Raw genomic sequence first — 22,292 nt, 5'->3', positions numbered from 1 at the left:
GGGCGGATTCATACGGTCAATGCAACATCCCTGATTTTGGAGGTTGCAATGCCGACTGGATATCCGGCGCCGCGGGCGCTGCGTTGGCAGTTGTTTGATCTGGTCTGCGCGGGCACATCGATGTATGAGGGCGAGCGCCAACTGGGTGTGTCACGCAACGTCGGCACCGCGTGGTGACGCAAAGCTGGGGCAATGAAACTCAAAGTGGGCGGACGGGGCCAACGGGGTCTGGTCGAACCAGGAAGCATGTCCTTACCGGGCGGCCTGGGTCTCCTTACCGGGCGGCCTGGGTCATCGGCTCAGTCACGCCGAACGAGTGGAAATCATGCGCGGCCGCGACACCGGCCTGAGCAACGCCGAGATCGCCGAACGACTCGGCCGCGACCGCACAACGATTTACCGCGAGATTCGGCGCAACTGCAATGTCGACGGGGACTACCACGCCCTGATGGCCCATGCGCGCGCCGCTGAGAAGGCCCGTCGCCCCAAGGAATTCAAGCTCAAAGACAACCCGTTGTGTGCGGCGATCGAAGCCTGGATGGACCAGGGATGGAGCCCCAAACTAATCGCCGATGTGTTGGCCCGCGATCATCCCGATGACAGGCTGTTAACGGTGAGCCACGAGACGATCTACCAGTGCCTGTACGTGCAGACCCGGGGCAGTCTGCGCGCTGACCTGCACCGCTGCCTGTCCACCAAACGGGCCACCCGCAAGTCTCGTGGTCACGTCGATAGCCGGCACGGGGCCTACAGCAGCGGTGAGGAATTCACCATCGCCCAACGGCCCGCCGAAGCCACCGACCGAGCCGTCCCTGGCCATTGGGAAGGCGATCTGATCGTCGGCCCCAACAACAGCGCCATCGGCACCCTGGTCGAACGCACGACCCGGTTCACCCTGCTGCTGCATCTACCCGGTGATCACACCGCCCAGACCGTGGCCACCGCAATGATCGCCGCGATGAGCCAGCTACCCGAACACCTACGCCGCTCGATCACCTGGGACCGCGGCAGCGAAATGGCCGGCTGGAAAGCAATCCACCTCCAGCTCAAGACCCCGGTCTACTTCTGCGATCCGCATTCACCCTGGCAACGCGGCACCAACGAGAACACCAACCGGCTACTGCGGTTCTGGTTCGAAAAAGGCAGCGAGCTCAGCGGTTACACCCCCGCCGACCTCAAACGCATCCAGGACACCCTCAACCGCCGACCCCGACCGACCCTGAACCTGGACACCCCGCACAACGACTAGCCTCCCTCCTGGAAAACGCAGCCTGAACCTCAGTTGCACTAACCACTTGACTTTGAGTAGGGAAATCCCTGATGCTAGCCAGGCCGGCTGCGGGCTAACGTTCTACCGCTTCTCATCTCCGGTTTGAATCCGTACGGCTATGCCCTGATGAAAGGTGGACCCAGTCATGTCCAATCCGACCCCTCCCGCCGGCAACGTACCCGCCGTTTACGTCGACCCGGATAGCGCCGGTGTCGTGCACGGTGTTCTCTTCCCTGGCGCCAACGTCATAAAAGCGATGTTTGCGGCCCTGCAAGCCGACATTAATTCCAACCCGCAGCTCGCCGACCGCTGGAAGCAAAACCCTGCCGCAGTCATGGCCGAACGTGGATACAACCAAGATTTGCAGAACGAAGTGCTCAGCGCACAAGGCACCTCCGTGCCGGAGAGCTGTTTCGTGACCTGCCAACAAACGATTTGCGGACGAACCATCAATATCGTCGTCATGTGACACGCCCGGTCTGCCACATCATGCTTCTGCGGCACGACAATCAAGCCGCGACGCCAGCCCCCGCCTGCGGTAGCAGGTCGGCCCGAGAGGAATACGATCAGGCGGCGCGCAGCTTGCTGGCCGCCTGCCCGCGGGAGTGGTCGTCGAAGACGTGGCGCGCCACCAAATGCAATCGATGGACCTCTTACCTGCGTTCGGATCGGCCGCTACCACAACAAGGCTGGAAGATTCACCTGTCGTGTTCTGAGGAGACGGCTGCCCACACTTTGCGGACCGTCGGCCCCGTGCTATTCAGGCACGCCACCGGATTCAAGATCCCCGAGAGCGGTGCCGAGGTCGCCACGATCAACGCGGGCAATGCCGGGTCCACTCAGGTTGGGAAAATCGTCACCATTTACTGCAACGACGACCAGGAGCTACGCGCCGTCCGCGACGGCATCGCCTCCGTATGGGCGGATAACTCGGGGCCGACAGTTCCCTCGGATCTCGCCGACGAGCGCTGCCCGGGCATGTATTACCGCTACGGCGCATTCACTGCAGGCGACGAGTTGGACCCCTGTGGCCGGTTCATCCCGACGATCACCGATCCTTCGGGAAAACGGGTTCCGGATAATCGATCAACCGACGGTAGCCAAGCAGAATGGGCGCCCGTACCACCGGTGCCGGTACGACCGCCGCCCGCTGTCTCCGACTACGACGAGATCGTGATCGCCGGCAGGCGGTACCTGCCAGTCGCGCGCTACGTGACCAAACCCGGGTTATCGGTTTGCCTCGCGATCGATGTCGAAACGGTAGATCCGGTCATCGTCAAACGGGCAAATCCGGGGGCCCTTTCCTATGGCGACGGTGTAGATACCGCCACACGACTGCGTCGCGAGTTCGAAGTGCTCACCCGCATGGTGCGGCGTGGGCTTGCCTGGCCACCTGCGCCCCTCGGATTCGAAGGCGGTCCCAACACCGTTGCGCTCGTTGAACAATTCCGGTCAGGAACTGTGTTAAAAGCGATCCCGATGCCGGCAAGACTGGCGGCCCTGCCAGTATTGGCGCGCCAGATCGATGGCTTGCACGCTGCGGGTTATGTCCACCGTGACATCAAGCCAGAGAACATCTTGGTGGACCAAGACGGCGTCGCACTTATTGACTTCGACATCAGTGCGCCGATCAATTCGACCCTTAACACGCCGTCCGGAACGCCTAGATATATTCCACCAGAAGGCAATTCACTCGCCAGACCCGCAGTCGACCTCTTCGGTCTAGGAGTCACGCTGTTTCGCTGCCTTTCTCCCGGTGACGTCCAGCAGATACCGTCCGCAAACTTCAGAGGGCGCATGCTCGGAGAGCTCCGCATGACCCAGCGGCACCAGACCGTCGAGCTGGTCGCGGCGTTGACTTGCGATCCTGAGCAGCGAATATCGGCTGCAGAAGCAGGCCTTCGTCTTGACCGCCTCGCCGCCGATGTCACCGACAGTGGGCCGCCGTCACGGCGACCTCTGAGCGCGCGGCAGTTGAACAAGGTTCGCCGCGACAGTGCCCAGGCTGCAGACACCGTTGCCCAAGCACAGGTCGCCGTCGACGGGGAGCATCATGCGTGGGAAGGCTTTCAGCCTGACTTGCCGCGTTTCGCGGAGTCACTCGCATATGGGGCCGCGGGCGCCATCATCGGGCTCGCCACGATCGATGAAACACTGGGGACTGAAAGGTTTTCCGCGCCGGCCCGCAATGCCGCGCGCTGGCTCGCGTCGCATCGCATCGATCCGAATGCGCACGGGTTGTTCACCGGCAATGCCGGTATCGCCGTCGCCCTCGCGCTGGCGGGCGTGCGCGAGGGTGATTCAGCACTGATCGCTGCGGCCGAAAACCGCCTCCGTGCGGCGAGCCGCGGTGTCGAGCGGGACCACTTCGACCTGTTCTCCGGGTCAGCGGGAGTGCTGTGGGCCGGATGCGCGCTCGCGGCCGTGCTCGGTGACCAGTGGCCGATTCACCTCGTAGAGCCGCTCGGTCAGCGGCTGCTCAGCGCAGCCGACGCGCGCGGCGGCGTCGTGTGCTGGCCGTCGTCGCCACATTATGAGCCCACGCGTCACCCGTTTTACGGAGCGGCGCACGGATCCACCGGCATCGCATTGGCGCTGATCACTTGGTCGCAGGCGTTAAGCAGTGTCGGCGGCCAAGTTTCGTGCGAACAGGCCGCGGCCCGCACGCTGGCGGCTCGGACTTTCGAATCGGTCTGCCGATCGGGTCTGGGTGAGGACCGGGCTTCTCTTCGTCCATCACCGGACGCGGCGCCCGCTGCGCAGACGGGGTGGTGCCACGGGACTGCCGGGCTGGTCTGGGCGCTTGTGCAGGCCGTCGATGTCTGTCCTGAGCTCGCAGATCTGCTTGACTCTCTGGTGGCGCGATGGAACCCTCGGCCATCAGCCACGCTCGGACCTACTTTGTGCCACGGTCTTTCGGGTCTCATAGACGCGCTGCGCGCGGTGATTGCGCGCGGGGCGGGCAATGCTTTGCTCGAGGCCCGCCTCACGGAGTCGCTGCGTATGTTGCGGCTTTTGACTATCCGTGGGCAAGGCGCACTGCGGTGGGCGGTCCCAGCCGACGAGGATATGCACTCCACCGCGGATCTGCTAGACGGCAACGTCCTAGGGCCGGCAGTGGCACTGGCCATGATGGCCGCAGCCCGACGGCCACCACTCATCTCGACTGAGTGGCTGGCTACGTTATGCGGTTGTTCCCGGACTCTGGCGACCGCCATCCCGGAGGTCGCTGCGCAATGACGGACATTCATGACGCACTGCAGGCGCTCAACACGCTGGCGGTACCTCCAGGTGCGACGGTTCCGGAAAGCGTCGACCCGCCGACCGCCGATCTGGTGGAACAAGCGCAGAGCTGGATGTTCGGCCAAGCGGTCACCGGGTGGGGCGCGTCTGCGAAAGTCGTTGGCGGCCAAGCTACCGGCACGTCGGCGCTCAAGTTGTACGTGGAACGGAAGCTGCCCGACGGCGACATTCCGCCCGGTCAACGGATTCCGGCTCAGATCACCCTGCCCGCAACGGGCGCGGTGGTCGACATCGACGTCGAGGAAATCGGCACACAATATCCGCAGTCCAACATCGGACCTGTGCGTCCATGCCCGCCGGGATACAGCATCGGCCTGCTGGGCGGCGAAGGCAACGGCACGCTGGGCTGCCTGGTCCGCGATGCCACCGGCCGCCTGCTGCTGCTGAGCAACAGCCACGTCATCGCTGACTCGGGAAACGCCGCCATCGGCTCGACGGTCATTCAGCCCGGACCGGGGGATGGCGGATCGGCCAGTCAAGCGATTGCGACGCTGGCGGCTTTCGTATCTCTGGACTTCACACCTGGGTTTAACAATCAAGTCGATGCTGCTGTCGCGCTGATCACCGATCCGGGCCTGGTCACCGCCGCGATACCCGGCATCGGCGCACCCACTACTCCGCCGACCGCATTCCCTGCCAACGTCGGCGACCAGGTCCGGATTGTCGGCAGGAGCAGCGGCGCTTCGACGGGCAAGATCAAGGACTTGAATTATATGAGCAAGCTCTCCTACCCGACGGCGGATGGGGGCTCGGCCCTGGCTTATTTCAGGGACCAGGTCCTGTGCGAGCGATACGCCATTCCAGGCGACTCCGGCTCCGTCGTATGCGACATGAACGGGGTGGCACTCGGACTGCACTACTGCGGCTCAGACATCACCAGCACCTTCTGTCAGATGTCAAATGTATTGGCGCTGCTCAACATCTCGCTGGGCGGTGCGCCTCCGTCACCCCCAGCAACGGCGACAGACTGTCAACGCGCGCTCGACGAGAACGGGATTGCCTTGCTACAGATCGACGGAGTGTCAGGGCTGGGAATCGCGGACGCGGTGGCCCCGGAATTCGGACAAAGCGTGGTCGTCGTCTATACCTCGCGCGAGAATGTCTCCGACCTCCCCAGCACTCTGACGGTGACCCGCAACGGCGTCCCGGTCGTCATCGATGTCCGCACCGAAGTGCAGGGCACGCCTGTCCCGCAATAGTGTGGGCGGGCGATCCGCGGGTGACGGCGCTGGCCTCAGCATTAAGCAACGAGTACCGTGATTCGACGCGGACGAGTTGGCCGGGCGGCCGCGGCTCGTGCCCGAGTCGAGGAAAGTCCGGACTTCACAGAGCAGGGTGATTGCTAACAGCAATCCGAGGTGACTCGCGGGAAAGTGCCACAGAAAACAGACCGCCACCCTCGCGGTGGTAAGGGTGAAACGGTGCGGTAAGAGCGCACCAGCATCCCGGGTGACCGGAATGGCTTGGCAAACCCCACCCGAAGCAAGGTCAAGAAGGCCGCACCGAAGGTGCGGCCGCGCAGGCGTTCGAGGGCTGCTCGCCCGAGCCTGCGGGTAGACCGCTCGAGGCACCCGGCAACGGTGTGTCCAGATGGATGGTCGCCGCCGCGCCGCCGTTGCTTACGCCGCGGCGGCGGGGAACAGAATCCGGCTTACAGGCCAGCTCGTCCGCCTCCAGCCTGAGCGCGAGTGTGCGCGTCTGTACGACGACGCGCCACGCGGGCCGGCATTCTGCGCACGCTCGCGCACTCAGTGCCGTGTCTTGCGCACCGCCTTGGCGAGGTTGCGCAGCGCGGTGTCCAGCTGCTGGCGGCAGCTTTCGGCCAAGTCGGCCTCGCGCTGGAACAACAGACCGTAAGTGAAGGTGTCCTCGCCGGCAACGTGCGCGGCTTCGGTCTGCTTTATCAGGTGTTCGCGGCTGACGACGCTGTCCTGGTGATCACCGAGCAACGTCTGAATGATCTTGGCCTGCTCGGCCACCTTGTCCGCGCCGGTAGCCGCCGCCGTGTAACGCAATCGCTTGGCGCGCTTGCGGACGCGGTGTAGCGCCTCGTCGCTGTCGTGCTCGCCGCCCTCTTCTGCCGGGGCGCCTTCCTGGTCAACTTCCGCGGCGGCTTTTGCGGCCTTGCGGACCCGTTTATAGGCCGTGTCAATGGTCACCGCCGCCGGTTGCTCACCGGAAGGGGGGACTGGAATTTCGGCCACCAACGCGTCGAGGGTGTCGAGCAGACGGAAGTATCGCTGCGAGCGCATCGCGATCAGCGACCGCCGCAGCCCGGTCTGGTACCTGCGCGCAGCGCCCCTGACCAGACGTTCCCGTACCGGTCCACGCACCAGCTCCGGCGCCATCAGGTCCAGTTGGCGCTGGTAGCGTTCGCCGAGCACTTCGGCATCGCGCGCCACACCCAGGACAGCGGCGAGCTCGCGCAGTTCGTCTTGGATCCACTCGCTATCGCTTGATCCGAATGAGTCCTGGGAGTCCCGCAGCAGGCTGCGGATCTTGCGGGTGGTCACCCGCATCTGGTGCACGGCATCGGGGGCGTCGGCGCGCACGGCGCGATCCCAGACCAGCAGCTGGTCGATCTGCTCGGCCACCGCGCGGTGCAGAGGGTCCGCGGGCGGCGGCGTTCCGTTGGACTGTGACGTCTCGCCGAGCACCCGCGCGAGCTTGGAACCGTGGCCGGCGGGTGCCGCATCGGCATCAAGGAGTCGATTGCTCAGCCGGTTCAACAGCTCGGTGTCGGCGGTCCCTTTGTCGGCGGCGTCGGCGACCAGCTCCAGTTCCCATTCGCGCCACTGTTGTTCGGCCGGGCCCGAATCGCCGTCCCCGGGAGCGCCCGCCGACCACGCGGTGACGTGGTCGTTGCTGAACTCGGCCAGCGCGGCGCCGTCGACGCCGTAAAGCACCTGGTTTTCCCGTTGGGTGGTGATCCGCGCGACCGGCTCCAGCGGACGGTCGCGAACAATCGCCAGCACCACATCCAGCAACTGGCTTGGCACGGTGGCCTCGTCCGACGCGTCCAGCGGCGCGCGGACCTCGGTGCGCGCATCGGGTCCGGCCGGCAACTTCAGGTGCCACCCGGCGTCGGTGCCACCGGTGCGGCGTCGCAGGGTGATCTTGTTACGTGCCAGGTCGTGGGCCGGCGTGTCGAAGTACATCGCGTCCAGCGACTGGATCGGTGACTTCTCGACGCGGGCCACCGCGGCGATGCCCTCGAACGACGGCGACACGGTCGACTCGCCGACGTCGAACTTGCGCTCCACCTCCAGATGACGTGAGGTTTTGGGCGCGTTTCCAGGCATTCTCGCCTCCGGTGAGGGCGTGTCGGCGCCATCGAAGATGGTTGTCGATGGTCGTGGGTAGGCACCCTAGCGTGCCATATCTGGGTTACGCGCTAACCCACGACGGGCGTGGGCGAGGCGTCCTATCGCCGCGTTTGGTCCATGCGTCGCACGATGACGGCCTATGTTTGCGGTGCGGGCAACCGCTGCGGTTACGGCTTTTCGGGTACCTGGTGTAAGGAGCTGTTCATGATGTCTTTCGGGCGTACGGTCGCTGCCGCGGGTGTGATAACTGGCGCAATGCTTTTCGGTGCCGCGGGCCTGGCCGGAGCGGATCCGGAACCGGCGCCGCCGCCCAACTGCACAGCGGCCGACCTGGCCGGAGTGGCTGCCGGCGTCGCGGCGGCGACCTCGGCATATATGTTCGCCCACCCGGACGTCAACGACTACTTCACCAGCTTGAAGGGCACACCGCGCAGCGAAATGCGTGCCAAGCTTCAGCAGTACATGGATGCCAACCCGCAGGTTCACGCTGATCTGATGGGCATCCGCCAGCCGATGACCGATTTTCGCAGTCGGTGCCAAATAGGCGAAAGCGGCGAAAACGACTGATTATCAGAAGCAGTGCTCGTCGGCCGGGAAAACCCCGCTGGCCACTTCTTCTGCGTATTGCATTGCGGCACGGCGTAATTCGCTCCCGATGTCGGCGAATCGCTTGACAAAACGGGCAGCCTTGCCATCGCTCAGGCCGGCCATGTCCTGCCAGACCAGCACCTGGCCGTCACAGTTGGGGCCGGCCCCGATCCCGACGGTCGGGATCGTGAGCTTGCCGGTGATCTGGGTGGCCAATTCGGCCGGCACCATCTCCATCACGACGGAAAACGCTCCGGCTTCGGCGACGGCGATCGCGTCGTGGACGGTCTGTTCAGCGGTGTCGCCGCGACCCTGCACCCGGAAGCCGCCGAGGGTGTTCACGCTTTGCGGCGTAAAGCCGATGTGCGCCATCACCGGGATGCCCGCCGCGGTCAGGCAGGCGATCTGCTCGGCAACCCGCTCACCGCCCTCGAGCTTGACGGCGTGCGCGCCACCCTCCTTCATGAACCGGGTGGCGGCGGCCAACGCGGCGGCTGGTCCCGCCTCGTAGCTGCCGAACGGCAGGTCCGCGACCACCAGGGCGTGCGGGGCGCCTCGCACCACCCCGCGAACCAGCGGGATCAGCTCATCGATCGAGACCGGCACGGTGGTGTCGTAGCCGTAGACGACATTGGCCGCCGAATCGCCCACCAGCAGCACCGGGATGCCGGCGTCGTCGAAAACCCGGGCGGTCGAATAGTCGTAGGCCGTGAGCATCGCCCACTTGTGGCCTTCGGCCTTCATCTTCTGCAGGTGGTGGGTGCGGATCTTGGTCCGTGGCGCGGACGGCGCGGAGCTGCCGGCCCCATAGACATTCTGCTCAGACATCAATGTCCCCAATGGTGTGTTCGGGTCGATCCTCGTGGCCCCTTCGGGGTCCCCGGGTTCGTCTGACCTTGACAGTCTGCCATCTCGGGCGTGCAAAAGCACCGTCGCGCCGGTGTGACACTTACCATCGTCGGATGCAGCGGCTCAGCGAGCGCAGCGGGCTCAGTGAACTCAGTGGGCCAGCTTCCTCTACCTGGAAACTCCCGACAGCTCCCGCACGTCTGCTCGATTATGGGATTGGACACATCGACGATGCTGGGCGGCTAACGTTCGAGCGGCTGCGCGACGCGTTGTCGCTGGAAGAACTGCTCGCCGCTGCCAGGTAGCGGTCGTGGCAGCCGCTCATCAGAATCTCAGGTTGCCTCTGGCAGCATAGGTGGGCATGGGCCTGCCTCGCCGCGACAAGATCGCGCACACGTTGCTGATCTGGACGGCGATCGCTGCGGTGGCGCTGGTGCTGGCGGGCTGCGTCCGGGTGGTCGGCGGGCGCGCGCTCATGGCCGGGCCGAAGCTGGGCCAGCCGGTGCAATGGACACCATGCCGTTCCAGCAGCGGCTCGGTGAAAATCCCCGGCGGCGCATTGTGCGGCAAGCTCGCCGTGCCGGTCGACTACGGCCACACCGGCGGCGGGGCGACACCGGTGGCGGCGCTGGCGATGATTCGCTTTCCCGCGACGGGCGACAAAATCGGTTCGCTGGTCATCAACCCGGGAGGACCCGGTGAGTCCGGTATCGAGGCCGCCCTGGGCGTGGTTCAGACGTTGCCGAAGCGGGTCCGGGAACGGTTCGATCTGGTCGGGTTCGACCCGCGCGGGGTGGGCGCGTCGCGGCCCGCGGTCTGGTGCAACTCCGATGCCGACAACGACCGACTGCGGACCGAGCCGAATGTCGACTACAGCCCGGCGGGTGTGGCGCACATCGAGGACGAAACCAAGCAGTTCGTCGCCCGCTGTGTCGCCAAGATGGGCAAGAACTTCCTGCGCAATATCGGGACCGTTGCCGTCGCCAGGGATCTGGATGCCATCCGCGCTGCGTTGGGCGAGGACAAGCTGACCTATCTCGGCTACTCGTACGGCACCCGAATCGGCTCCGCCTACGCCGAGGCCTACCCACAGCACGTGCGGGCGATGATCCTCGACGGCGCCGTCGACCCCAATGCCGATCCGATCGAGGCCGACTTGCGGCAGGCCAAGGGATTTCAGGACGCGTTCAACGACTACGCCGCCGACTGCGCCAAGAAACCGACCTGCCCGTTGGGCACCGACCCGAACAAAGCCAACGACGTCTACCACAGCCTGGTCGACCCGCTGGTAGACCCGAACAACCCGATGCTCGGCAAGCCGGTGCCCACCAACGACAAACGCGGATTGGGCTACAGCGACGCGATCGTGGGCACCATCATGGCGCTGTACTCACCGACGCTGTGGCACCACCTGACCGACGGCCTGTCCGAGCTCGTCGACCACCACGGCGACACGCTTCTCGCGCTGGCCGACATGTATATGCGTCGCGACTCGCACGGCCATTACAGCAATGCCACCGACGCGCGGGTGGCGATCAATTGTGTTGACCAGCCAGCTATTACGGACCGGGCCAAGGTCGTCGACGAAGACCGCCGCTCTCGGGAGATCGCACCGTTCATGAGCTGGGGGCAGTTCACCGGCAACGCGCCGCTGGGCACCTGCGCGTTCTGGCCGGTGCCACCGACCAGCAAGCCGCACACCGTCTCGGCGCCCGGATTGGCGCCGACCGTGGTCGTGTCCACCACCCACGATCCGGCGACGCCGTACAAGGCCGGGGTCGATCTGGCGAACCAGCTCCGCGGCTCGCTGCTTACCTTCGACGGAACCCAGCACACGGTGGTCTTCCAGGGCGACAGCTGCATCGACGACTACGCGACGGACTACCTGATCGGCGGTACCACACCGCCGAGCGGCGCGAAGTGCTGACACCCCTCGCCACCGATACGAGATCAAGGCGTGACCTTTTCGCGCTGCCCGCGCCTATCCGAAGATGCAACGATGGCAGCCATGTCGCGCCTGAGATCGTTGAGCTCGACGCTGCTTTCGTTTGGGCTGCTGCTCGGGGGACAACCGGCAATGGCCGGTGCCACACCGGAACCCGGTGCCGGACAGACCCAGGCGCCGCAGCCCGCCGCGGCGACCCAGCAGAACTGGGGCAGCTGCAGTCAGTTCGTTGACGACACCAGTGACATCCCCACCGCCAAGTGCACCACGGTGTCGGTTCCGGTCGACTACGCCAATCCCGGTGGGGCGCAAGCCAAGCTGGCGGTGATCCGCATTCCGGCGACGGGCCAGCGAATCGGATCGTTGCTGGTCAATCCGGGCGGCCCGGGGGCGTCGGCGGTGGAGATGGTCGCCGGGATGGCAGGAGACCTGCAAAACACCGATATCAGCCGACATTTCGATCTGGTGGGCTTCGACCCGAGAGGGGTCGGCCACTCGACACCTGCGCTGCGGTGCCGCACCGACGCCGAGTTCGACGCCTACCGGCGCGAACCGATGGTCGACTACAGCCCGGCCGGTGTAACGCATATCGAGCAGATCTACCAGAACCTGGCCCAGGAGTGCGTTGACAAGATGAGTAAAGGCTTCCTGGCCAACGCCGGCACCACGTCCGTCGCGCGCGACATGGACATGGTTCGACAAGCGCTCGGCGACGATCAGATCAACTACCTCGGCTACAGCTACGGCCCCGCGATCGGCACCGCTTACCTCGAGGGCTTCAGCGACCGCGTGCGGGCGATGGTGCTCGACGGCGCCATCGACCCGACCGAGGGACCGATCCAGGAGAACATCGACCAGATGGCGGGATTCCAGACCGCCTTCAATGCCTACGCGGCGGACTGCGCCCGCTCGACAGCCTGCCCGCTGGGCACCGACCCGGCCCAATGGGTCAACCGCTACCACGCCCTGGTCGATCCGCTGGCCACCAAGCCGGGTAAGACGTCGGATCCGAGGGGGCTTGGCTACGCCGACGCCACCACCGGGACCATCAACGCGCTCTACACCCCGCAGCACTGGAAGTACCTGACCAGTGGCCTGCTCGGGCTGCAAAAGGGCACCGACGCCGGCGACCTGCTGATGCTCGCCGACGACTACGACGGCCGCGACAAGAACGGGCACTACACCAACGACCAGGACGCGTTCAACGCCGTCCGGTGCGTCGACGCGCCCGCGCCCACGGATTCGGCGAGCTGGGTGGCCGGCGATCAACAGATTCGCCAGGCGGCGCCGTTCCTGTCCTACGGGCAGTTCACCGGGAATGCGCCGCGCGACATCTGCGGCATGTGGCCGGTGCCGGCGACGATGGCGCCGCACCCCGCACCGGCGGTCCCGTCGGGCAAGGTCGTCGTCGTCTCCACGACGCGCGACCCGGCCACGCCGTATCAGGCCGGGGTGAACCTCGCCCACCAGCTGGGCGCGCCGCTGATCACCTACGACGGCACCCAGCACACCGTGGTCTTCGACGGCAATCAGTGCGTGGACAACGCTGTGATCGCCTACTTCGTCGACCTGACGGTGCCGCCGCCGTTGTTGCGGTGTGCGCAGTAAGCCAGCGCTAACGCCCGGCAATGCTTCTGGGCTGGCATCGGTAACACAGAATTAACAGGCATTGCCTACTGTTCGGGTTATGGATCGACAGAAGGAATTTGTCCTCCGCACGTTAGAGGAACGGGACATTCGCTTCGTCCGGCTCTGGTTCACCGACGTGCTCGGTTACCTCAAGTCGGTCGCGATCGCGCCCGCCGAGCTGGAGGGCGCCTTCGAGGAGGGAATCGGGTTCGACGGCTCCTCGATCGAGGGCTTTGCGCGGGTCTCGGAATCCGATACAGTCGCGCACCCGGACCCGTCGACCTTCCAGGTGCTGCCCTGGGCGACCGCGTCGGGCCACCACCATTCGGCGCGGATGTTCTGTGATATCACCATGCCGGACGGCTCGCCGTCGTGGGCGGACCCGCGGCACGTGCTGCGCCGTCAGCTGCAGAAGGCCAACGACCTTGGTTTCTCCTGCTATGTTCACCCGGAGATCGAATTCTTTCTGCTCAAGCCCGGTTCCGAGGATGGGACGTCGCCCATCCCGGTCGACAACGCCGGCTATTTCGACCAGGCGGTGCACGACTCCGCTTCGAACTTTCGCCGGCAGGCGATCGACGCCCTGGAATTCATGGGCATCTCGGTGGAGTTCAGCCACCACGAAGGCGCACCCGGCCAGCAGGAGATCGACCTGCGCTTCGCCGACGCGCTATCGATGGCCGACAACGTGATGACGTTCCGCTACGTCATCAAAGAGGTCGCGATCGAGAACGGCGCGCGGGCGTCGTTCATGCCCAAGCCGTTCGCGCAACACCCCGGATCGGCGATGCACACCCACATGAGCCTGTTTGAGGGGGACGTCAACGCCTTCCACAGCGACGACGATCCGCTGCAACTGTCGGACGTGGGCAAGTCGTTCATCGCCGGGATCCTGGAGCATGCCTCCGAGATCAGCGCGGTCACCAATCAATGGGTCAACTCCTACAAGCGGCTGGTGGTCGGCGGCGAGGCCCCCACCGCCGCATCGTGGGGGGCGGCCAACCGCTCCGCTTTGGTCCGGGTCCCGATGTACACGCCGCACAAGACGTCGTCGCGACGGGTCGAGGTGCGCAGCCCGGATTCGGCCTGCAACCCCTACCTGGCGTTCGCCGTGCTGCTGGCCGCCGGATTGCGCGGGGTGGAGAAGGGCTACGTGCTGGGGCCGCAGGCCGAGGACAACGTGTGGGATCTCACGCCCGAGGAACGCCGCACGATGGGCTACCGGGAGCTGCCGACCAGCCTCGACAGCGCACTGCACGCCATGGAGGCCTCCGAGCTCGTCGCGGAAGCGTTGGGGGAGCACGTGTTTGACTTCTTCTTGCGCAACAAGCGCACGGAGTGGTCGAACTACCGCAGCCATGTCACGCCGTACGAGCTGAAGACGTACCTGTCGCTTTAGGCAAACAGCCGCCGGTCGGTTCGACCGGGGTGCGGCTTGCGCTACCGTCGTGGTCGTGAGCAAACCCGCGACGCAGCGCCCCAAGCTGCCCAGCGTGGGCCGGCTCGGGCTGGTCGATCCTCCCGCGAGCGAGCGTCTGGCACAGCTTGGTTGGTACGACCGTGACAACCAGGAAGAGGACCGGGCCCACGTCGACCTGTTGTGGGCGCTGTCGCGCGCGCCGGACGCCGACGCCGCGCTGCGTGCGCTGGTCCGGCTGTACGAGAACCCCGACACTGGATGGGACGAGCTCAGCGCCGCTCTGCTCACCGATCGCGGCCTGCGCGGGCGGCTGTTCGCCGTGCTGGGCTCGTCGCTCGCCCTGGGCGATCACCTGGTCGCCCATCCGCAGTCCTGGAAGCTGTTGCGGGGCAAAGTCACATTGCCCACCCGCGACCAGTTGCGCGCGACGTTCAACGCGTGCCTGAATTTTGAGGACGAGTCTCTGGACGAGACGTCGGTGGTGTTGGGCTCGGCCGTATCCCGATTGCGCAGCGTGTATCGCGACCAGCTGCTGGTGCTGGCCGGACTCGACCTGGCCCCGACGGTCGAGGACGAGCCGGTGCTGCCGTTCACCGTGGTCGGCGCCCAGCTCGCCGACACCGCGGATGCCGCGCTGGCGGCCGCGCTGCGGGTGGCCGAGGCAACCGTGTGCGGTGCTGACCGCAAACCACCGCGGCTGGCGGTCATCGCGATGGGCAAATGCGGTGCCCGCGAATTGAACTACGTCAGCGACGTCGACGTCATTTTCGTCGCCGAACAGGCCGATGCGCTGTCGGCCCGGGTGGCCAGCGAGATGATGCGGATTGCCTCGGACGCGTTCTTCCAGGTGGATGCCGGGCTGCGGCCGGAGGGCCGCAGCGGTGAGCTGGTGCGTACGGTCGAGTCGCATGTCGCCTACTACCAGCGCTGGGCCAAGACCTGGGAGTTCCAGGCGCTGATGAAAGCCCGAGCGGCGGTGGGCGACGCCGAGCTCGGCGAGCGCTACCTGGCCGCGGTGACGCCCATGGTCTGGATCGCCTGCGAGCGTGAGGATTTCGTGACCGAGGTGCAGGCCATGCGGCGGCGGGTGGAGCAGCTGGTGCCCGCCGATGTCCGCGGCCGCGAGCTCAAACTCGGCAGCGGCGGACTGCGCGACGTCGAGTTCGCGGTGCAGCTGCTGCAGTTGGTGCACGGCCGCCGCGACGAGTCGCTGCGCGTGGCTTCCACGGTGGATGCGCTGGCCGCGCTGAGCGAGGGCGGCTACGTCGGGCGTGAGGATGCCGCCAACATGACCGCCTCCTACGAGTTCCTCCGGCTGCTCGAGCACCGGCTGCAGCTGCAGCGGCTCAAGCGCACCCATCTGCTGCCCGAGGAATCCGATGACGAGGCCGTGCGGTGGCTGGCGCGCGCGGCCCATATCCGCCCAGACGGCCGGCACGACGCGGCGGGCGTGCTGCGCGAGCAACTCAAACACCAAAACCACCGGGTGTCTCGGCTGCACGCCAAGCTCTTCTATCAGCCGCTGTTGGAGTCGGTCGGGCCGGCCGGGCTGGAAATCGTGCACGGCATGACGTCGGAGGCAGCGGAGCGGCAGCTGGCCGCGCTGGGCTACGAGGGCCCGCAGACCGCGTTGAAGCACATGTCGGCGCTGGTCAACCAGAGTGGACGGCGCGGACGAGTGCAGGCGGTGCTGCTGCCCAAGTTGCTGGACTGGATGTCGTATGCCCCCGACCCCGACAGCGGGTTGTTGGCCTACCGGCGACTCAGTGAGGCGGTGGCGACCCAAACCTGGTACCTGGCCACCCTGCGGGACAAGCCGGCGGTGGCCAAGCGGCTCATGCACGTGCTGGGGACATCTGCCTATGTGCCGGATCTGTTGATGCGCGCACCCGACGTCATTCAGCGGTACAGCGACGGGCCGGCCGGCCCGAAGCTGCTCGAGACCGAGCCCGCCGGGGTGGCCCGCGCGCTGATCACCTCGGCAAGCCGCCATTCCGACCCGGTGCGGGCGATCGCCGCGGCACGTAGCCTGCGCCGTCGTGAGCTGGCCCGGGTCGGATCGGCGGACCTGCTGGGCTTGCTCGAGGTCACCGAGGTGTGTCAGGCGCTCACGTCGGTGTGGGTGGCCGTGCTGCAGGCCGCTTTGGACGCGCTGATCCGGGCAAACCTGCCCGAAGATGGTCGGGCACCGGCAGCCATCGCCGTGATCGGGATGGGCCGACTGGGCGGCGCCGAGCTGGGCTACGGCTCGGACGCCGACGTCATCTTCGTCTGCGAGCCGGTCCCCGGCGTCGAGGATTCGCTGGCGATCCGGTGGTCGACGTCGATCGCCGAGCAGGTTCGGTCGCTGCTGGGGACCCCCAGCGTCGACCCGCCGCTGGAGGTCGACGCCAATCTGCGGCCCGAGGGCCGGGCCGGGCCGCTGGTCCGCACGCTGGCCGCCTACACCGCCTATTACGCGCAGTGGGCGCAGCCGTGGGAGATTCAGGCGCTGCTGCGCGCGCACGCGGTCGCCGGCGACGCGGAGCTGGGCCAGCGGTTCCTGCTGAGGGCCGACGCGACGCGTTATCCGCCCGACGGCGTGTCCGCCGAGGCGGTGCAGGGGATTCGCCGCATGAAAGCCCGCGTCGAATCCGAGCGGCTGCCGCGCGGCGCAGACCCGAACACGCACACCAAGCTGGGCCGCGGGGGACTGGCCGACATCGAATGGACCGTGCAGCTGATGCAGCTGCGCCATGCGCACGAAATCCCGGCCCTGCACAACACGTCGACGCTGGAATCCCTGGACGCGATCGCCGCGGCCGGCCTGGTTGTCGCCGAGGAGGTCGACCTGCTGCGAGAGGCGTGGTTGACGGCCACCCGGGCCCGCAACGCGCTTGTCCTGGTTCGCGGTAAGCCCACCGACCAGCTGCCGGGACCCGGACGTCAGCTCAATGCGGTGGCGGTTGCCGCGGGCTGGCCAAACGACGACGGCAGCGAATTTTTGGACAACTATCTGCGCGTGACGCGGCGCGCAAAAGCTGTGGTGCGCAAGGTGTTCGGAAGTTGAGTCAAGACGCGGCCGGGTTTGGGGCCACTTTCGAGGTGTTGAGCGCCGCCGAGCTTGATCGGGTGAAGGCCCTGTACGCGCCGCTGACCGAGGCCGTTCGGGATCTCATCCACGCCACCATCTGGACCCAGGCCGACGACGATGTCGTCGAAGACGCCCGGGCGGCGATCGAGGCGGTGACCCGGTCGTTGCGCGAAAAGACCCGGCCCACCGGCATGAGCTATGTCATCGACGGCCATCCGGTTCCGTTGGCTAACGCGGCGATTGGCCTGTGCAACCCCATCGCCCCGCCGATGGTCGTCCACCACGAGGACGACGGACGGTGCTGGAGCGAGTTCGTCCTCGGGTCGGCCTACGAGGGTCCGCCCACCCTGGTGCACGGCGGGGTCAGCGCCCTGGTTCTCGACCATATCCTCGGGGAGGCCGCGAGCGAGGGGATGACCAGGCCGCGTTTTACCGGCACCATCACGGTGAAGTATCTGCGCGGCACTCCGTTGGGACCGCTTCGCGCCGAGGCCTTCGTCGACCGCACCGAGGGTGTCAAAACCTATGCGCGCGGCTTTATTTCGGATGCCGCGGGGATCACCGTGGAGGCCGAAGGTGTCTTCATCCAGCCGTCGTGGGCACGGGAGGCCGAATGAAGTTCTATATCAGCAGTGCCTTTTTGAACACCCGCGAGATCATCGAGATCGCCAAGGCCGCCGACGAACTTGGCTACGACGGCATCGGGATCCCGGACCACGTCGTCAACCTGGAGACCCTGGACACCCCCTACCCGTACACCAAGGACGGGCAGCGACGGTGGCAGCCGTTCACCGACTGGCCCGATCCGTGGGTTCTCGTCGGCGCCCTTGCGCAGGTCACGACCCGCGTCCGATTCGTCAACACCGTCTACATTCCCGCGATGCGCAACCCTTACTCGGCGGCCAAAGCCATTGGCACCGCGGCAGTTTTGGCGTCCGGGCGGGTGGAGCTCGGCGTCGGCGTCGGCTGGTGCAAAGAGGAATTCGCATTGATGGGTGAGCAGTTCGCCGCCCGCGGCAAACGCACCGACGAGTTGCTCGACCTGATGAGAGCGCTGTGGGAGCCGGGCTGGACGGAATTCGACGGCCAGTTCTACACGGCGCCGCGCCTGGAGATGCAGCCGACCCCGCCGCACATACCGATCTATGTCGGCGGGCTCAGCGACTTTGCGTTGCGGCGGGCCGCCCGGCACGACGGCTGGATCGGTGACCTGATCAAGACCGATCGCGCCATCGAGGCGGTGGGCCGGCTGCTGGAGATGCGGGCCGAAAACGGGCTTTCTATGGAGGATTTCACAATCCTAACGCCACTGACCGACGCCTTCACCATCGCCGATTATCAACGCGCCGCAGATGCCGGTATCACCGGCATCATCACCATGCCGTGGATGTTCTACGCCGGGCCCGAGGCCTCCCTAGACGACAAGATCGACGGCATGCAGCGCTTCCGCAAGGACCTCGCGCTCGACGTCTAGACGCCGCGACACGATCGCCGATTCTCGGGCGTTCACGTGGTGTTGAGCAGCAACATCAGTCCGAAGTCCATGTGAATCTGCTGGTGGCAATGCAGCAGCGAGAGGCCGGGTTGATCGGCGACGAAGTCGATGTCGATGCTCTGGTAGCCGCCGAGCATCGCGACGTCCTTGCGCACGCCCGCGGTCGGTGTGCCGGCGATTTGGGTGATTTCGAAGGTGTGCCGGTGCATATGCATCGGGTGCAGGTCGTCGCTGGCATTGCGGAAACGCAGCCGGTAGCGCCTATCGCGTTGCAGGTCGAGTACAGGTTTGTCGGTGTCCATGGAAAACGGTGTGCCGTTGATCGTCCAGACGTTGAAACCGCCGTCGGCGGCGTTGCGTTTCTCGATCAACATCTCGATGGTGTGATCGGGTGGCGCAGCGGCTGTGGGATTGGGTGGTGCGAACAGCCGGTAATCCCATGTGAACGGCGGCGGCGCCGTCCATTGCGGGTCCCCGCCGCGCCCGGCATATTCCACGACCACGCCCATTCCGTGGCCACGGTCGTCATCGGAGAGATCGCCCAGCACCCACACTCCTGGGTTGGTCATGGTGACTAGCGCCGAAATTCGTTCCGCGGCACCGAGCCACAGCACCGGCACGGGCGCCGGGTTGGACACCGGGTTGCCGTCCAGCGCGATGACGGTAAACATGTGCCCAGGCAGCGCCAAACTGCGCGATTCTGTGGCGCTGCCGTTGAGGACGTGCAGCAGCACGCGCTGACCCGTCTGCACCCGGATGGGATCGCCGTGGCCCAGCATCCGCCCGTTGACGGCAAACGCCCCGTAGCTGACCTCGTAGCCACGCGGGTCGCCGCGCCCAAGTGAGGCCGTCATCGCCGAGTCGCCTTTCGCCTTGAGGTCGGGGTCCTGCGCGCCAGCGAGAAAATCGCTGGCCATGTCGCCACCGCGACTGAAGGTGGGCTGAAATTCTTTGAGCGTCAAGAAGATTTCTTGGTCGTAGGCGCCGGGGTTTTGTTTGGGTTCGATATAGACCGGGCCAACCTGGCCGCTGTACTGGCCGCGGGACAGATCGCCTCGTGCAACGACGTGGGTGTGATAGAAGCGGAAGCCGGCCGGTCCGGGCACAAAAGTGATGCGCCGCATGCCGTGTGCCGGAATGTAGGGCGTGCCCTCTTCGGCGGAACCGTCGACGTCGACGCCGACGTGTTGGCCGTGCCAGTGCAATTGTTCGGGGGTGTCGGTGTCGTTGTAGATGTCCACCCAGGTCCGTTGGCCCTCTGTCAACCGTACCAGTGGGCCGGGGAACTGACCGTTGTAGACGGTGGTGGACTCGATGTGGTCTGGGGCTAATTCGACTGTGGCAGTGCCGATCCGCAGCGTGTAGTCAGGCTTGCCGTTGGGCGGGGACGGCGGCGGAACCGTTGCGGGCTGCGAGCAGCCCGCGGTTGCTTCGACGCCGATGCCCCCGGCGGCGGCCATTGCCGCCAGCCCGCCCCATTTGAGCAAATCCCGTCGATCAAGACGGTATTGGTCTCGGTATGGCCGTGACGACTGACGGCCGGGTGCATTGATGCGGTCGGACATACTTACCGCACTCGGCGGCGCAGCAGATGAGATGCCATCGGCATCAGCAGGAAAACCGGCGCACCACCGGTCGACGTCACGGCGGCCACACTACGGACTGCGGACGAAAGCGACAACCCGCCTGGCGGACGCCAAGCGGGTTGTCGGTCGCTGATCTAACGGACTCGACGCCTTTACACGTCGTAGTCGAGCGCGAATTCCGTCCAGCGCTTTTGCGGGCATTGCGGTGTTGCACCGAGTGGTTTGACCTGCGAAAAGATCGTCATGCCGAGTTGGTGGGTGTGTGCATGATTCGACTTCCTGAAGGCGGCCTGCGGGCGAATGGGCCAAGCGGCTGGCGTAAGCAAACGAGACTGAGCTGGCGCGGACTTCGCAGACGTTGGTCCGGGGGTGAGCGGTGAGGAACAGGGCGGCTGCGGAAACTGCGGATCGAAAATGTTTTCGCGCTAGACGATTTCACCGTCCTGACACCGCTGACCGACGCCTTTACTGCCGCCGATTGTCAGCGCGCCGCCGATGCCGGGATCACCGGGATCATCAGCGTGCCGTGGATGTTCTACGCCGGACCGGACGCCATATTGGCCGACAAGATCGACGGCATGCAGCGCTTCCGCAACGACCTCAGGCTCGACGGCTAAGCGAAGTCCCGACACTTAACCAAGGGCGAAGACACGCCGGCGGAGGCTCGCCCTGGCTTAAGTTTCGCGCGAGTAGGGCCCGAGCCCATTTGGTAAAGGTGCATGACGACGGGATGCGAAATGAAAGACAACACTAAGTCTCTCGAAGCCCTGACGGCACGTTGAGGAGCTAGTTGGTCATCCGAATTCAGTGGGGGGCTGTGCGCGCCTCCGCTTGTCTTCATACATGGCAGCGTCGGCCCGTTTCAGCAAATGGTGCGGTTCTTCGGGCTCTGTCGCCTGCGCCACTCCTATTGCCGCGCTTATGGTCAGCTGGAGGTCTGGGCTGATTGCAATCGGCTCGAGCAGCGACTGACGGATCCGGTCAGCCACCAGTGCGGCGCCCTCGGCAGCTGTCCCGGGCAGCAGCACGACGAACTCGTCACCGCCGAGCCTGGCCGCGGGCGGGTCCCAGGCATCGCCCTGCCCCACGACGTCATGCCGGATGCGGGTTACCTCGGCAATGCGCCGTGCAACCTCGCGTAGCACGCAGTCGCCTGCTTCGTGCCCGTACTCGTCGTTGACTTCCTTGAAGCGGTCGAGATCAATGAAGATGGCGGCCACCGGATCAGTGGGTGTTGCTCCTGCCAGCATGGCGGCCATTACGTTGCTCAGATGGCGGCGATTTGGTAGCTCAGTCAGCGGGTCGTGCAGGCCGAGGTGCGCAAGTTTGGCCTGGGCTCGGGCCAGCTGGGCCGATTCGACGTCATATGCCAGCAGTTGCGCCGCCTGGACGTCGGTGTATGTCCAGGGCGCGCTTGAGCCGCTGACTTGCTCCAGCCAGGTATCGAACGACTTCCTCGGATTGATCAATCCGGTGGAGTGAGCGTGCGGATCCCCCAGCCAGCGGAGCTGCTGCGGACGGTCTCGCCGGAACCAGATCACGAAGTCGTCCGGCGCGCCGAGCGCGACGAACAAGCAGCCCGCTGCACCGAGAGAGTCAGCTGTCGATTGCTGCAAGCGGTCGGTGGCCCAGGCCGCGCCCGGCGACCGGCCGGCGCGGATTTCGCCCGCGAGTCTTCGCACGGCATCCTCGGATGGCGCTGCGCCAATTGACCGGTATCGCCCGTCCGCATATGCAGCTGCGCCGTCTGTCTGGCTGAGCTCCAGCAGGTCACCGGAAGCCGACGTGAGTCCCTCAGCATTAGTCGG

Annotated in this window: 14 protein-coding genes, 1 other RNA gene and 2 pseudogenes; 13 read left to right on the top strand and 4 right to left on the bottom strand. The window is 65.8% G+C overall.

The window, feature by feature from the left end; genetic code table 11:
- Positions 1-48: 48 nt before the first annotated feature.
- From ACLP9N_RS37055 to rnpB, 5 genes and pseudogenes are all read left to right on the top strand, one after another.
- Positions 49-1,275 (top strand): annotated as a pseudogene (locus ACLP9N_RS37055) (IS30 family transposase).
- Between the two features lie 140 nt (positions 1,276-1,415).
- Positions 1,416-1,739, top strand: a complete 324-nt coding sequence (locus ACLP9N_RS37050; protein WP_442412052.1) for a hypothetical protein — start codon at positions 1,416-1,418, stop codon at positions 1,737-1,739.
- Positions 1,740-1,759: 20 nt separating this feature from the next.
- The gene (locus ACLP9N_RS37045; protein ID WP_442412080.1) at positions 1,760-4,510 is read left to right on the top strand and encodes a lanthionine synthetase LanC family protein; all 2,751 of its coding nucleotides are present in this window, start codon (positions 1,760-1,762) and stop codon (positions 4,508-4,510) included.
- Entirely contained in the window at positions 4,507-5,772 is a 1,266-nt protein-coding gene (locus ACLP9N_RS37040) for a hypothetical protein (protein ID WP_442412051.1), read from the top strand. The genes ACLP9N_RS37045 and ACLP9N_RS37040 overlap by 4 nt, the downstream gene beginning before the upstream one ends.
- Before the next feature lie 72 nt (positions 5,773-5,844).
- An RNA gene (gene rnpB, locus ACLP9N_RS37035) (RNase P RNA component class A) lies at positions 5,845-6,243 on the top strand.
- 78 nt (positions 6,244-6,321) lie between these two features.
- On the opposite strand, the gene ACLP9N_RS37030 is transcribed toward rnpB, so the two are convergent.
- On the bottom strand, positions 6,322-7,875 hold the full coding sequence (locus ACLP9N_RS37030; protein WP_442412050.1) for a CYTH and CHAD domain-containing protein: 1,554 nt from the start codon (positions 7,873-7,875) through the stop codon (positions 6,322-6,324).
- Between the two features lie 279 nt (positions 7,876-8,154).
- Between ACLP9N_RS37030 and ACLP9N_RS37025 the strand changes: the two genes are divergently transcribed.
- Positions 8,155-8,466 carry a heme-binding protein gene (locus ACLP9N_RS37025; RefSeq protein WP_442412079.1) on the top strand — a complete coding sequence of 104 codons (312 nt, stop codon included), beginning with the start codon at positions 8,155-8,157 and terminating at the stop codon, positions 8,464-8,466.
- A gap of 3 nt (positions 8,467-8,469) precedes the next feature.
- Here ACLP9N_RS37025 and panB read toward each other — a convergent pair whose 3' ends face one another.
- Positions 8,470-9,315 carry a 3-methyl-2-oxobutanoate hydroxymethyltransferase gene (panB, locus tag ACLP9N_RS37020; RefSeq protein WP_442412049.1) on the bottom strand — a complete coding sequence of 282 codons (846 nt, stop codon included), beginning with the start codon at positions 9,313-9,315 and terminating at the stop codon, positions 8,470-8,472.
- Between the two features lie 376 nt (positions 9,316-9,691).
- Between panB and ACLP9N_RS37015 the strand changes: the two genes are divergently transcribed.
- The 6 genes from ACLP9N_RS37015 (at position 9,692) to ACLP9N_RS36990 (ending at position 18,877) form a co-directional block, all read left to right on the top strand.
- Positions 9,692-11,263 (top strand): alpha/beta hydrolase, encoded by a 1,572-nt coding sequence (locus ACLP9N_RS37015; protein WP_442412048.1) that lies wholly within the window; start codon positions 9,692-9,694, stop codon positions 11,261-11,263.
- Between the two features lie 72 nt (positions 11,264-11,335).
- Positions 11,336-12,889 (top strand): alpha/beta hydrolase, encoded by a 1,554-nt coding sequence (locus ACLP9N_RS37010; protein WP_442412047.1) that lies wholly within the window; start codon positions 11,336-11,338, stop codon positions 12,887-12,889.
- A 79-nt stretch (positions 12,890-12,968) separates the two neighbouring features.
- Positions 12,969-14,309 (top strand): glutamine synthetase family protein, encoded by a 1,341-nt coding sequence (locus ACLP9N_RS37005; RefSeq protein WP_442412046.1) that lies wholly within the window; start codon positions 12,969-12,971, stop codon positions 14,307-14,309.
- A 49-nt stretch (positions 14,310-14,358) separates the two neighbouring features.
- Entirely contained in the window at positions 14,359-17,379 is a 3,021-nt protein-coding gene (locus tag ACLP9N_RS37000; RefSeq protein ID WP_442412045.1) for a bifunctional [glutamine synthetase] adenylyltransferase/[glutamine synthetase]-adenylyl-L-tyrosine phosphorylase, read from the top strand.
- A complete protein-coding gene (locus ACLP9N_RS36995; protein WP_442412044.1) occupies positions 17,376-18,020 on the top strand; it encodes a PaaI family thioesterase in 645 nt (214 codons plus the stop codon). The genes ACLP9N_RS37000 and ACLP9N_RS36995 overlap by 4 nt, the downstream gene beginning before the upstream one ends.
- Positions 18,017-18,877: a TIGR03619 family F420-dependent LLM class oxidoreductase gene (locus tag ACLP9N_RS36990; RefSeq protein WP_442412043.1), complete on the top strand. Its 861-nt coding sequence runs from the start codon at positions 18,017-18,019 to the stop codon at positions 18,875-18,877. Before ACLP9N_RS36995 ends, ACLP9N_RS36990 begins: the two co-directional genes overlap by 4 nt.
- Positions 18,878-18,909: 32 nt before the next feature.
- Here the strand turns inward: ACLP9N_RS36990 and ACLP9N_RS36985 are convergent, their stop codons facing one another.
- The gene (locus ACLP9N_RS36985) at positions 18,910-20,358 is read right to left on the bottom strand and encodes a multicopper oxidase family protein (protein WP_442412042.1); all 1,449 of its coding nucleotides are present in this window, start codon (positions 20,356-20,358) and stop codon (positions 18,910-18,912) included.
- A 512-nt stretch (positions 20,359-20,870) separates the two neighbouring features.
- Here ACLP9N_RS36985 and ACLP9N_RS36980 point away from each other — a divergent pair.
- Positions 20,871-21,101, top strand: a pseudogene (locus ACLP9N_RS36980) (LLM class F420-dependent oxidoreductase); the annotation flags it as partial.
- A gap of 177 nt (positions 21,102-21,278) precedes the next feature.
- Here the strand turns inward: ACLP9N_RS36980 and ACLP9N_RS36975 are convergent.
- Positions 21,279-22,292: sensor domain-containing diguanylate cyclase (locus ACLP9N_RS36975; protein ID WP_442412041.1), on the bottom strand; the 1,014-nt coding region annotated here is incomplete at its 5' end.

This window comes from Mycobacterium sp. (genome assembly GCF_052144515.1).
GTDB lineage: Bacteria > Actinomycetota > Actinomycetes > Mycobacteriales > Mycobacteriaceae > Mycobacterium.
Note: the sequence above shows the minus strand (reverse complement) of the source record. Positions and strands in the feature narration are given on the sequence as shown.

What these genes read in the sequence shown, in the direction of transcription:
- ACLP9N_RS37005 (WP_442412046.1), top strand. Translation starts at nt 12,969, where the DNA reads ATGGATCGACAGAAGGAATTTGTCCTCCGCACGTTAGAGGAACGGGAC.
- ACLP9N_RS37050 (WP_442412052.1), top strand. Translation starts at nt 1,416, where the DNA reads ATGTCCAATCCGACCCCTCCCGCCGGCAACGTACCCGCCGTTTACGTC.
- ACLP9N_RS37045 (WP_442412080.1), top strand. Translation starts at nt 1,760, where the DNA reads ATGCTTCTGCGGCACGACAATCAAGCCGCGACGCCAGCCCCCGCCTGC.
- panB (WP_442412049.1), bottom strand. Translation starts at nt 9,315, where the DNA reads ATGTCTGAGCAGAATGTCTATGGGGCCGGCAGCTCCGCGCCGTCCGCG.
- ACLP9N_RS36990 (WP_442412043.1), top strand. Translation starts at nt 18,017, where the DNA reads ATGAAGTTCTATATCAGCAGTGCCTTTTTGAACACCCGCGAGATCATC.
- ACLP9N_RS37030 (WP_442412050.1), bottom strand. Translation starts at nt 7,875, where the DNA reads ATGCCTGGAAACGCGCCCAAAACCTCACGTCATCTGGAGGTGGAGCGC.
- ACLP9N_RS37040 (WP_442412051.1), top strand. Translation starts at nt 4,507, where the DNA reads ATGACGGACATTCATGACGCACTGCAGGCGCTCAACACGCTGGCGGTA.
- ACLP9N_RS37010 (WP_442412047.1), top strand. Translation starts at nt 11,336, where the DNA reads ATGGCAGCCATGTCGCGCCTGAGATCGTTGAGCTCGACGCTGCTTTCG.
- ACLP9N_RS37025 (WP_442412079.1), top strand. Translation starts at nt 8,155, where the DNA reads ATGCTTTTCGGTGCCGCGGGCCTGGCCGGAGCGGATCCGGAACCGGCG.
- ACLP9N_RS36985 (WP_442412042.1), bottom strand. Translation starts at nt 20,358, where the DNA reads ATGGCCGCCGCCGGGGGCATCGGCGTCGAAGCAACCGCGGGCTGCTCG.